Origin of the sequence: Trabulsiella odontotermitis (assembly GCF_001188485.1) — a bacterium.
GTDB classification, from domain to species: Bacteria; Pseudomonadota; Gammaproteobacteria; order Enterobacterales; family Enterobacteriaceae; genus Trabulsiella; species Trabulsiella odontotermitis_A.
In genome coordinates this window covers 14,435-27,301 of sequence record NZ_JNGH01000010.1, presented here as the reverse complement: position 1 = coordinate 27,301, position 12,867 = coordinate 14,435, and the positions used below count along the sequence as shown (strand labels likewise).

Genomic DNA, 12,867 nt, shown 5'->3' with positions numbered 1-12,867 from the left:
GCGCATGCCGATACCATGGACGGCGTCACCGGCACCCGGTTCTCCGTCTGGGCACCGAATGCGCACCGCGTGTCTGTCGTCCACAACGGTCAGCTCTACAAATTTGAGATGATCGATGCCAGCGGCAAACTGCGCATTAAAGCGGACCCTTACGCCTTTGAAGCCCAGATGCGCCCGGAAACGGCGTCGCTGATTTGCGGCTTGCCGGAGAAGGTGGTGCAGAGCGAAGCGCGCAAACGTGCCAACGATTTTGATGCGCCGATCGCCATCTATGAAGTGCACCTCGGTTCGTGGCGCCGCCACACCGACAACAACTTCTGGCTTCGCCCGGAAACGGCGTCGCTGATTTGCGGCTTGCCGGAGAAGGTGGTGCAGAGCGAAGCGCGCAAACGCGCCAACGATTTTGATGCGCCGATCGCCATCTATGAAGTGCACCTCGGCTCGTGGCGTCGCCACACCGACAACAACTTCTGGCTGGACGGCCGCCGTCACCCGATGCGCTTGCGCCGCGAATCCGGCATCTGGGAACTGTTTGTGCCCGGCGCGAGCTACCGCGAGCTGGCGGATCAACTGGTTCCCTACGCCAAGTGGATGGGCTTCACGCACCTTGAACTGCTGCCAGTGAACGAACACCCGTTTGACGGTAGCTGGGGCTATCAGCCGACCGGGCTGTACGCACCGACCCGCCGTTTCGGTACCCGCGATGATTTCCGCTATTTCATCAACGCCGCGCACGCTGCCGGGCTGAGCGTCATTCTTGACTGGGTGCCGGGCCATTTCCCGTCCGATGATTTCGGGCTGGCGAAGTTTGACGGCACTGAGCTGTACGAGCACAGCGATCCGCGTGAAGGCTACCATCAGGACTGGAATACCCTGATTTATAACTATGGCCGTCGCGAAGTGGCGAATTACCNGGGGGCGAGTGGATCCCCAACGAGCACGGCGGTCGTGAAAACCTCGAAGCGATTGAGTTTCTGCGCAGCACCAACCGCATTCTCGGCGAACAGGTGCCGGGCGCGGTGAGCATGGCGGAAGAGTCGACGGATTTCGCGGGCGTCTCGCGCCCGGCCTCAATGGGCGGTCTCGGCTTCTGGTACAAGTGGAACGGGGGCGAGTGGATCCCCAACGAGCACGGCGGTCGTGAAAACCTCGAAGCGATTGAGTTTCTGCGCAGTACCAACCGCATTCTCGGCGAACAGGTACCGGGCGCGGTGAGCATGGCGGAAGAGTCAACGGATTTCGCGGGCGTCTCGCGCCCGGCCTCAATGGGCGGTCTCGGCTTCTGGTACAAGTGGAATCTGGGCTGGATGCACGACACGCTGGATTACATGAAGCTCGACCCGGTGCATCGCCAGTATCACCACGACAAACTGACCTTCGGCATGCTCTACAACAACACCGAAAACTTCGTGCTGCCGCTGTCGCACGACGAAGTGGTGCACGGTAAGAAATCGATTCTGGATCGTATGCCGGGCGACGCGTGGCAAAAATTCGCTAACCTGCGCGCCTATTACGGCTGGTTGTACGCCTTCCCGGGCAAAAAACTGCTGTTTATGGGCAACGAATTTGCGCAGGGGCGCGAATGGAATCACGACAGCAGCCTCGACTGGCATCTGCTGGAAGGTGGCGATAACTGGCATCACGGCGTACAGCGCCTGGTGCGCGACCTGAACCATACCTATCGTCATCACAAAGCGCTGCACGAGCTGGATTTTGATTCCTACGGCTTCGAATGGCTGGTGGTGGACGACCACGAACGCTCGGTGCTGATTTTTGTGCGCCGCGATAAGCAGGGCAATGAAATCATCGTCGCCAGCAACTTTACCCCGGTTCCGCGTCACAACTACCGCTTCGGCATTAACCAGCCGGAAGGTGGCGATAACTGGCATCACGGCGTACAGCGCCTGGTGCGCGACCTGAACCATACCTATCGTCACGGGCGGGCGAATTCCCTCAGCATTACACTGCCGCCGCTGGCGACAATCTGGCTGGTACGGGAGGGCGAATGAGCCACTGGCGCAATGCTGCACATCATGTTACGACACAAGATGACCGTGGCGTGTTTCACGTTTTTCAGCGTACATACTGAGTGAGGGGGAGTGGTATGCCTTTCTCCCGTTTGCTGGTGAGGATAATCCGGTAATTACAGTTCTCTGGTCGGGCATGCACACGGACTGTGTGCGTTCCAGGGAGTATAAAGAGGAGTCAGTTATGGTGAATTTAGAAAAGGGAAACCGTTTAATGCTGGTGCGTCAACTGCCCATTAAATCCGTTGCGCTGATCCTTGCAGGCGGGCGTGGCACCCGACTGAAAGATTTAACGGTGAAGCGTGCGAAGCCCGCGGTCCATTTCGGCGGTAAGTTCCGTATTATCGATTTCGCCTTGTCGAACTGCCTGAACTCGGGCATTCGTCGTATCGGCGTTATCACTCAGTATCAGTCCCACTCGCTGGTGCAGCATATTCAGCGCGGCTGGTCGTTTTTCAGCGAAGAGATGAACGAATTTGTCGATCTGCTGCCGGCGCAACAGCGCGTCCACGGTGAAAACTGGTATCGCGGTACCGCCGATGCCGTCACCCAGAACCTCGACATTATCCGTCGCTACAAAGCGGAATATGTGGTGATCCTCGCGGGCGACCATATCTACAAGCAGGACTATTCTCGCATGCTGATCGACCACGTCGAAAAAGGCGCGCGTTGCTCGGTTGCCTGTATGCCGGTGCCGGTCGCAGAAGCGACGGCGTTTGGTGTCATGGCGGTCGATGAGCATGAAAAGATTATCGATTTTGTCGAAAAACCGGCCAATCCACCGACCATGCCAGGCGACAGCACCAAATCGCTCGCCAGCATGGGGATCTACATCTTTGACGCCGACTACCTCTACGAACTGCTGGAAGAGGACGATCGTGACGAGAATTCCAGTCATGACTTCGGCAAAGACATCATTCCAAAAATTACCAAAGCGGGCGACGCTTACGCGCACCCGTTCCCGCTCTCCTGCGTGCAGTCAGACGACACGTCAGAGCCTTACTGGCGTGATGTGGGAACGCTGGAAGCGTACTGGAAAGCGAACCTTGACGCTTACGCGCACCCGTTCCCGCTCTCCTGCGTGCAGTCAGACGACACGTCAGAGCCTTACTGGCGCGATGTGGGAACGCTGGAAGCGTACTGGAAAGCGAACCTCGATCTGGCGTCGGTGATGCCGGAACTGGATATGTACGATCAGAACTGGCCTATTCGTACCCATATGGAATCGCTGCCGCCGGCGAAGTTTGTGCAGGATCGCTCCGGGAGCCACGGTATGACGCTGAACTCGCTGGTGTCGGGCGGGTGCATTATCTCCGGCTCCGTGGTGGTGCAGTCGGTGTTGTTCCCGCGTGTGCGGGTGAACTCCTTCTGTAACATTGATTCGGTAGTGTTATTACCTGACGTGTGGGTTGGCCGTTCGTGCCGTCTGCGCCGCTGTGTTATCGACCGGGCCTGCGTCATCCCTGAGGGGATGGTGATTGGTGAAAATGCGGAAGACGATGCAAATCGTTTCTACCGTTCAGAGGAAGGAATTGTGCTGGTTACGCGCGATATGCTGCGCAACCTGGGCTATAAACAGGAGCGATAATGCAGGTTACACGTTTGTTCTGAGGAGCGATTCACGCTGATGCCCGGCCATTTTAACGGCGTCGACATCTGTCCCCCCCGAAACGCGGAAAGAGCAGGCGGAGAACAAACATCAACTGCAAATCACCATAGACCTGAGGGTTGACGAGAAAGTACCGCTGTTTGCCGTCACCAGCCGCATCATCAGTCAGAAAGGACTTGATCTGGTGCGGGCGATCCGGCGCGCAATCTCCGGCTCCGTGGTGGTGCAGTCGGTGTTGTTCCCGCGTGTGCGGGTGAACTCCTTCTGTAACATCGATTCGGCAGTGTTATTACCTGACGTGTGGGTTGGCCGTTCGTGCCGTCTGCGTCGCTGTGTTATCGACCGGGCCTGCGTCATCCCTGAGGGGATGGTGATTGGTGAGAATGCGGAAGACGATGCAAATCGTTTCTACCGTTCAGAGGAAGGAATTGTGCTGGTTACGCGCGATATGCTGCGCAACCTGGGCTATAAACAGGAGCGATAATGCAGGTTTTACATGTTTGTTCTGAGCTGTTCCCGTTACTGAAAACTGGCGGCCTGGCTGACGTTTTGGGCGCATTACCGGCGGCTCAGATTGCGGAAGGCGTTGATACACGCGTTCTTCTGCCTGCGTTCCCTGACATTCGACGCGGGATCCCCGATGCACAGGTGGTGACCCGTCGTGACACGTTTGCCGGGCGGATCACGCTGATGTTCGGCCATTTTAACGGCGTCGGCATCTATCTGATTGATGCGCCTCATCTTTATGATCGTCCAGGCAGTCCGTATCACGACACGAATCAGCATGATTATACCGATAACGTGCTGCGCTTTGCGCTGCTTGGATGGGTTGGATGCGAAATGGCCTGCGGGCTGGATCCGTTCTGGCGTCCGGAAATCGTCCATGCGCATGACTGGCATGCGGGGCTTACCCCCGCCTATCTGGCGGCGCGCGGGCGACCGGCGAAATCGGTGTTTACGGTGCATAATCTGGCCTATCAGGGGCAGTTTTATGCACACCATATGAATGACATCCAGTTGCCATGGGCGTTCTATAACATGCACGGGCTGGAATTTAACGGTCAGATTTCGTTTCTGAAGGCGGGGCTCTACTACGCTGATCATATTACGGCAGTCAGCCCGACCTACGCGCGTGAAATCACCGAACCGCAGTATGCGTATGGGATGGAAGGACTGCTGCGTCAACGTCATCTTGAGGGGCGCCTGTCCGGCATCCTCAACGGCGTAGACGACACGATCTGGAACCCGGAATCCGATCTCCTGCTGGCGACGCGCTATACCCGCGAAACGCTGGAAGAGAAGGCGGAAAACAAACGTCAGCTGCAGATCGCCATGGGCCTGAAGGTCGATGAGAAGGTGCCGCTGTTTGCCGTCGTCAGCCGTCTCACCAGTCAGAAAGGACTGGACCTGGTGCTGGAAGCGCTGCCGGGCCTGCTTGAGCAGGGCGGACAACTGGCGCTGCTGGGCGCGGGCGATCCGGTGCTGCAGGAGGGTTTCCTCGCTGCCGCTGCGGAATACCCGGGGCAGGTGGGCGTACAGATTGGCTATCACGAAGCGTTCTCGCATCGCATCATGGGTGGCTCTGACGTGATCCTGGTGCCGAGCCGCTTCGAACCCTGCGGCTTAACGCAGCTATACGGGCTGAAGTACGGCACGTTGCCGCTGGTACGTCGTACCGGCGGTCTGGCGGATACCGTATCTGACTGCTCGCTGGAAAACCTGGCCGACGGTGTCGCCAGTGGTTTTGTCTTTGAGGACAGCAATGCCTGGTCACTGCTGAGGGCGATTCGGCGCGCGTTTGTACTGTGGTCGCGGCCGTCGCTTTGGCGTTACGTCCAACGTCAGGCAATGGGAATGGACTTTAGTTGGCATGTCGCCGCTCACTCGTACCGTGAGCTGTACCAGCGCCTGATGTAATCACAGGAATCATTGCTATGAATGCACCGTTTAGCTATGCATCACCCACACTCAGCGTTGAAGCGCTGAAGCACTCCATCGCTTATAAGCTGATGTTCACCATCGGCAAAGATCCGGCGATCGCTAACAAGCATGAATGGCTGAACGCCACCCTGTTTGCCGTCCGCGATCGTCTGGTTGAGCGCTGGTTGCGTTCGAATCGCGCGCAGCTCTCCCAGGAAACCCGCCAGGTGTACTACCTGTCGATGGAATTCCTGATTGGTCGTACGCTGTCCAACGCCATGCTGTCGCTGGGCATTTACGACGACGTGAAAAGCGCGCTGGAAGAGATGGGGCTTGATCTCGAAGAGCTGATCGACGAAGAAAACGACCCCGGACTCGGCAACGGGGGGCTGGGACGTCTGGCAGCCTGTTTCCTCGACCGATTACGGGATGTTCCGCCAGAACATTGTCGACGGACGGCAGAAAGAGTCTCCGGACTACTGGCTGGAATACGGTAACCCGTGGGAATTCAAACGTCACAACACCCGCTATAAAGTGCGTTTCGGCGGTCGTATCCAGCAGGAAGGGAAGAAAACCCACTGGATTGAAACCGAAGAAATTCTGGCCGTTGCCTATGACCAGATCATTCCGGGCTACGATACTGACGCCACCAACACGCTACGTCTGTGGAACGCGCAGGCCAGTAGCGAAATCAACCTCGGGAAATTCAACCAGGGCGATTACTTTGCCGCCGTGGAAGATAAAAACCACTCGGAGAACGTGTCGCGCGTGCTTTACCCGGATGACTCCACCTATTCGGGCCGCGAGCTGCGTCTGCGCCAGGAGTATTTCCTCGTCTCCGCCACCATTCAGGATATCCTGAGCCGTCATTACCAGTTGCATAAAACCTATGCCAACCTGGCGGATAAAATTGCCATCCACCTGAACGACACCCACCCGGTGCTGTCGATTCCGGAACTGATGCGCCTGTTGATTGACGATCATAAGTTCACCTGGGACGAAGCGTTTGAAGTGACCTGTCAGGTCTTTTCGTATACCAACCACACGTTGATGAGCGAACGCCTGTTGATTGACGATCATAAGTTCACCTGGGACGAAGCGTTTGAAGTGACCTGTCAGGTCTTTTCCTACACCAACCACACGTTGATGAGCGAGGCGCTGGAAACCTGGCCGCTGGATATGCTCGGCAAAATTCTGCCGCGGCATCTGCAAATCATCTTTGAAATCAACGACTACTTCATGAAGACGCTGCAGGAGCAGTATCCGAACGATACCGGGCTGTTGAGCCGCGTGTCGCTGATTGATGAATCCAACGGTCGCCGCGTGCGCATGGCGTGGCTGGCGGTGGTAGTGAGCCATAAAGTGAATGGGGTGTCGGAACTGCACTCCAACCTGATGGTGCAGTCGCTGTTCGCCGATTTCGCCAGTATTTTCCCGATGCGCTTCACCAACGTGACCAACGGTGTCACGCCGCGTCGCTGGCTGGCGCTGGCGAATCCGCCGCTGTCTGAGGTACTGGATGAAAACATCGGTCAGACCTGGCGCACCGATTTAAGCCAGCTTGTCGATCTTGAGCAGCACATTGATTTCCCGGCGGTGAATCAGGCGGTGCAGCATGCCAAGCTGGAGAACAAAAAGCGGCTGGCGCTGTACATCGCCACGCAACTGAACGTGGTGGTGAATCCGAAAGCGCTGTTCGATGTGCAGATTAAGCGCATCCATGAATATAAGCGCCAGTTGATGAACGTGCTGCACGTCATCACGCGCTATAACCGTATCAAGGCTGATCCGACCGCCCAGTGGGTGCCACGTGTGAATATCTTCGCCGGTAAAGCGGCGTCGGCGTATTACATGGCGAAGCACATCATCCATCTGATCAACGATGTGGCGAAGGTGATCAACAACGATCCGCAAATCGGCGACAAGCTGAAAGTGGTGTTTATCCCGAACTACAGCGTGAGCCTGGCGCAGCTGATCATCCCGGCGGCAGATCTCTCCGAGCAGATCTCGCTGGCCGGTACCGAAGCCTCAGGTACCAGCAACATGAAGTTTGGTCTTAACGGCGCGTTGACCATCGGTACGCTGGATGGCGCGAACGTGGAGATGCTGGAGCATGTGGGCGCGGATAACATCTTCATCTTTGGTAACACGGCGGAAGAGGTGGAAGCGCTGCGTCGTAGCGGCTATAAACCGCGTGACTACTACGAGCAGGATGACGAACTGCATCAGGTGTTAACGCAAATTAGCACCGGCGTTTTCAGCCCGGATGATCCGAACCGCTACCGCGACCTGCTGGATTCGCTGATCAACTTTGGCGATCACTATCAGGTGCTGGCGGATTACCGCAGCTATGTTGATTGTCAGGATAAGGTGGATGAACTGTATCGCCAGCCGGAAGAGTGGACCAACAAAGCGATGCACAACATCGCCAACATGGGCTACTTCTCTTCTGACCGTACGATCAAAGAGTACGCCGAAACCATCTGGCATATTGACCCGGTCAGACTGTAATTCGAAATATCCGGTGGCTTCATGAATACTATAATCCCGTACCACATTACAGTGCTTTTCTCTTTTATCGTGCTGTTTGTACATTACATGGTGACATTTCTACATGTTTATGAGGGAACCGGAACGCCATATGAAGCAACGCACCGCACTCCGTATCCGGGGGTAAAGTCAGTCATGTAGCCACCCTCCTCCACGGCAGTTGAGTTTCAGCGTTTCTTTTCCGAATCCTCACCTGTGCGAACAATCTGAGTAAAACCGTAACCAGCGCAGACTTTGCGATTTATTTAACACTCACCGGAAAATCTATACGTAAGCGTCGTCCAAGTACCGTCTGGCCCCGAATCCAGGATCCTGTAACTTAAGCACCCACTTATTTTGCAGGTGGACACCTCATGCGCGCCAAAGAACGACTTCCCCGGAAACGCTATTCTCCTGAATTTAAATAGGAACTGGTCAGGCTGGCCCTTGAACAAGAAGGCAGTATCGCCGCTCTGGCCCGTCAACATGACGTCAACGACAATCTGCTCTTTAAATGGATAAGGCTCTGGCAGCGTGAAGGGCGGGTCTGTCGCTCCCGAAAAAATGCATCGCCGCTTCCTGCCCTGATCCCCGTGCAGCTTCAGGCGGAGTCTTCTCTCTCAACATTCGAACCACCATCCTGTTCTCCTCCCACTGCCTGCCACATAAAATGTCGGGGCGGAGAAATAACACTGACTCATCCTTCTGCTGAGCTCATGAGCACACTCCTGCGCGAGCTGATGCGGGGGTCTGTATGATAAATCTTCCCGCAGGCACAAAAATATGGCTGGTTGCCGGTATCACCGATATGAGAAATGGCTTTAACGGCCTGGCCGCAAAGGTGCAGACAGCGCTGAAAGATGATCCAATGTCCGGCCACGTCTTCATCTTCCGGGGGCGCAGTGGCAGCCAGGTTAAACTGCTGTGGTCCACCGGCGACGGACTGTGCCTGCTGACAAAACGGCTGGAACGTGGGCGCTTCGCCTGGCCGTCGGCCCGGGATGGCAAAGTGTTCCTGACACCGGCGCAGCTGGCGATGCTCCTGGAGGGAATCGACTGGCGGCAACCTAAAAGGCTCCTTACATCCCTGACCATGTTGTAGCCCTCTTTATCCTGGTTGTTGCAGAACAGACCTGGTAAAATACGGTCNAATGCCTCCTCTGACGACATCCTTCTGCTGAAACAGCGCCTTGCCGAACAGGAAGCGCTGAACCGTGCCCTGCTGGAAAAACTGGCCGATCGTGAACGCGAAATAGACCACCTGCAGGCACAGCTGGATAAACTCCGCCGGATGAACTTCGGTAGTCGTTCCGAAAAGGTATCCCGTCGTATCGCGCAGATGGAAGCCGACCNCCCCGTGATGAAAAACGGCTGCTGCCAGCAGCGTCATGCTGCCCGGAATGTGGTGGTGCGCTGAGCTACCTGGGTGAGGATGCCGCCGAACAGCTGGAGCTGATGCGAAGCGCCTTCCGGGTTATCCGGACAGTACGTGAAAAGCATGCCTGTACTCAGTGCGATGCCATAGTGCAGGCCCCCGCGCCTTCGTGGCTCATCGAGCGGGGTATAGCAGGACCGGGGCTGCTGGCCCGCGTACGAGTATACCCCGCTGTATCGCCAGTCAGAAATATACAACCGCCAGGGTGTGGAGCTGAGCCGTTCACTGCTGTCGGGCTGGGTGGACGCATGCTGCCGACTGCTGTCACCGCTGGAAGAGGCGCTTCAGCACTATGTAGTGACCGACGGCAAACTCCATGCCGATGATACCCCAGTGCAGGTGCTGCTGCCGGGTAATAAGAAGACGAAGACCGGGCGGTTGTGGACATACGTTCGTGATGACCGCAACGCCGGGTCAGCGTTGCCACCGGCGGTGTGGTTCGCGTACAGTCCCGACAGAAAAGGCATCCACCCGCAGACGCATCTGTCCGGGTTCAGCGGTGTGCTGCAGGCGGATGCTTACGCCGGGTTCAACGAACTGTACCGCGATGGCCGGATAACGGAAGCCGCCTGCTGGGCTCACACCCGCCGTAAAATCCACGATGTGCACGTCCGCACGCCGTCGGCGCTGACGGATGAAGCCCTGAAGCGTATCGGTGAGCTGTATACCGTTGAGGCGGAGATAAGGGGAATGCCGGCGGAGCAGCGCCTTGCAGAACGTGAGCGGAAAACGAAACCGCTGCTTAAATCCCTGGAAAACTGGCTGAGAGAAAAGATAAAAACCCTGTCTCGACACTCAGAGCTGGCGAAAGCGTTCGCATACGCGCTGAACCAGTGACCAGCGCTGACGTACTATGCAGACGACGGCTGGGCTGAAGCAGATAACAACATCGCTGAAAATGCCCTGCGAATGGTCAGTCTGGGTCGTAAAAACTGGTTGTTCTTCGGCTCAGACCACGGAGGTGAGCGTGGAGCGTTGCTGTACAGTCTGATCGGGACGTGCAAACTGAACAGTGTGGATCCATAAAAACTACCTGCGCCATGACCTTGACGTCATAGCTGACTGGCCGGTCAATCGGGTGAGTGAACGGCTCCCCTGGCGCGTGGCACTGTCAACTGAATAACCCGTCACCGTCAATACGGTTCTCGCTGGACGCTTACATCTATACAGCATTTTTACAGCTATCACTGCGCCTGTGACTTATTATTTTTCTGTCACCAGAAGGCATTACAGAGGTTGAAGCTACGTATTCAATAACTCGCTTAACCAAACGATCCGGGCGCCCGTCTCGTTGGCTCCTCTCTGAAGTGGATGGACGGTAATGATGTTTTGATTTTACAACGCCGGTAAGATCCGGGGAAAAGAAGTCAGGGAGATTATTATGGAAAACAAAAAAGAAAATACCTGTACCCCGGGTGAGAAAAAAGATGAAAAACAGGACGTGCAATTTTTGCTGGACTTTTTTATGTGAAAACATGCTTCTTATAAACAATACCGGTATCCACTCTCACCACGGAAAAAAACGGGTATGAGTAGTGCAATTCAATTGACGACGTAAGATTCCGTGATGTTGCCATGTGTGGTTAAAGATATTGGGATGTTGACACCAGGTGATCCTGATTCGAATCCATGTAATTTAATTTATTTGCCAGATGTGAAGGTGGAAGAGAAGAAAGCGTCTGGTGAGATCGCTCGCCAGTTGGTTAATCCCCTGCTGGCGCATTTGCTTTATCATGCTTACGCCCTCTCCGCTCAACATGCTGTTTTCCTTTCTGATGTGAGAACCTTAAGAACAGGGGGACGATTTACCGGGCTTCCAGGCGATCGTTTATGTAGGCATGCGAGAATCATCTCCACGCTATTGAGCTTTACTTTAAATATGACCGAAAATCTGTTGCTGTGGTTCGCGAACTGAGATATGCACTGGCGCTTACATCTGAGCGTAATCCCGGCTTTGTCTGGCAGAACCTGAAATTTACTGAATTATGAACACCTGTCGGGGCGTGGAACCCGCTAGCGAAATAACCAGATTCCGCCAACGAGCCTCTCAGCGTACCCTTGTGATAATATTGCAGAAAACGACTTTTAACTCCGCTTCTCCTGTACTATGAGGAGAACGGGATTAAATCCCCGGGCATATGCTCACGCAGGATCCGCCAGAAATGTTCAGCCGTTTTATTCAGGCGCGTATCCATACGATAAATGTAAGCCTGAACAGGGACTGTCAGCTCCGGCGTATCCAGACAAACCAGGCGCTTCGTATGAAGCTCGTTAACAATCGACCAGACAGGAAGCCAAGCAATACCATGCCCGTTAAGCGCCATATTTTTCAGTAGTTCACTCATTGAAGACATGAATATTGTTTGCGCTGCAATCGCCCCTGCACCCGCCAGATGGCGATTTATCAGCCTTCCCATATAAGACGTACTGGTATAGCTCAGTAATGGTGCCTGGGACTGATAGATATCAAACAGAGGATTACCTTTCGGATCAGCAGCACAGATAGGATACAACTCTGATTCGAATACCTTCAGACACCGAAAAGGTGACTGCATTAAGTCTTCATCATGAAACGACATAATGAAATCACTTTTCCCCTCACGTAATGTATTAACTGCCTGATCAACGTCAATCGCTTCCACGTGATAAACAAACTCTCCGCCATAAACCGACAGTGAGTGCACCAGTTCAGGCAGTATTGTCAGGGATAAAGAGTGGGCCGCGGCAATCTTTATATTTGGTACCCCCAGTAAATTATGGCCACTAAGTTCACCAAGGTTGCATTCCAGTTGCTGCAACAGACTACGCGTCTGGGAATGGAATACCTTTCCCTCTTCCGTCAACTGTAACGGTGTGGTTGTACGATCAAACAGCGTTACCCCCACGGCAGACTCAAGAGCCTTTATCCGTCTGCTGAATGCGGGCTGTGATATGCTGCGCACATCAGCGGCCTGAGAAAAGTTACGGCAGTCTTCCAGCGTCAGGAAATCATATAACCACTTTGTCTCGATGTTCTTCATATCTGTCACGCGAGTATTGTCATCCGTTTATCATCATAGATCATAAGCAGCAGGAGATAACAGCAGTAACGCCGGTATTATTCGATCCCGATTCTTATTTTGCATAGCATCTTCGTTTTTAGCATAAAAAATCCTGCATTAGCAATTAAAATAGTATTATTTATTAACATGATAAAATAAATGCATTCTGTATAACCTGCTTTCCTCTGTAAGATTAAATAACATCTATGCAAATCTTGCATTAATGGAAGCATATGTGCATTTCCTGTCGCATATCGTTACTGCTAATAACAATTAGAAATAGTTCAGCGTCAGCAAAAGAAAATT

The 12,867-nt window shown here is 54.5% G+C and carries 6 protein-coding genes and 4 pseudogenes; 9 read left to right on the top strand and 1 reads right to left on the bottom strand.

Translation table 11 applies throughout. The annotated features are described in order from the left end of the window. The 9 genes and pseudogenes from glgB to GM30_RS25870 all read left to right on the top strand — a co-directional run. Nucleotides 1-2,009: pseudogene (gene glgB, locus GM30_RS27760) on the top strand (1,4-alpha-glucan-branching protein); the annotation flags it as partial. A 202-nt stretch (nucleotides 2,010-2,211) separates the two neighbouring features. Beyond that, entirely contained in the window at nucleotides 2,212-3,615 is a 1,404-nt protein-coding gene (locus tag GM30_RS00870) for a glucose-1-phosphate adenylyltransferase (protein ID WP_049847114.1), read from the top strand. Nucleotides 3,616-3,841: 226 nt separating this feature from the next. Beyond that, nucleotides 3,842-4,120: pseudogene (locus GM30_RS00865) on the top strand (GlgC family sugar phosphate nucleotidyltransferase); the annotation flags it as partial. After that, nucleotides 4,120-5,553 (top strand): glycogen synthase GlgA, encoded by a 1,434-nt coding sequence (gene glgA, locus GM30_RS00860; RefSeq protein ID WP_049847112.1) that lies wholly within the window; start codon nucleotides 4,120-4,122, stop codon nucleotides 5,551-5,553. The pseudogene GM30_RS00865 and the gene glgA, both read left to right, overlap by 1 nt. Nucleotides 5,554-5,570: 17 nt before the next feature. Beyond that, nucleotides 5,571-8,067, top strand: a pseudogene (locus tag GM30_RS00855) (glycogen phosphorylase). A 449-nt stretch (nucleotides 8,068-8,516) separates the two neighbouring features. Next, nucleotides 8,517-8,843, top strand: coding sequence for a transposase (locus GM30_RS27755; protein ID WP_072093987.1), 327 nt, complete (start codon nucleotides 8,517-8,519; stop codon nucleotides 8,841-8,843). After that, nucleotides 8,840-9,187 carry an IS66 family insertion sequence element accessory protein TnpB gene (gene tnpB / locus GM30_RS00845; RefSeq protein ID WP_049847110.1) on the top strand — a complete coding sequence of 116 codons (348 nt, stop codon included), beginning with the start codon at nucleotides 8,840-8,842 and terminating at the stop codon, nucleotides 9,185-9,187. Before GM30_RS27755 ends, tnpB begins: the two co-directional genes overlap by 4 nt. A gap of 39 nt (nucleotides 9,188-9,226) precedes the next feature. Further along, nucleotides 9,227-10,643: pseudogene (tnpC, locus tag GM30_RS25290) on the top strand (IS66 family transposase). A gap of 456 nt (nucleotides 10,644-11,099) precedes the next feature. After that, nucleotides 11,100-11,435: a hypothetical protein gene (locus tag GM30_RS25870; protein ID WP_155483887.1), complete on the top strand. Its 336-nt coding sequence runs from the start codon at nucleotides 11,100-11,102 to the stop codon at nucleotides 11,433-11,435. A gap of 190 nt (nucleotides 11,436-11,625) precedes the next feature. On the opposite strand, the gene hypT is transcribed toward GM30_RS25870, so the two are convergent. Further along, nucleotides 11,626-12,540 carry a hypochlorite stress DNA-binding transcriptional regulator HypT gene (gene hypT, locus GM30_RS00830; RefSeq protein ID WP_049847109.1) on the bottom strand — a complete coding sequence of 305 codons (915 nt, stop codon included), beginning with the start codon at nucleotides 12,538-12,540 and terminating at the stop codon, nucleotides 11,626-11,628. Between the last annotated feature and the right edge of the window lie 327 nt (nucleotides 12,541-12,867).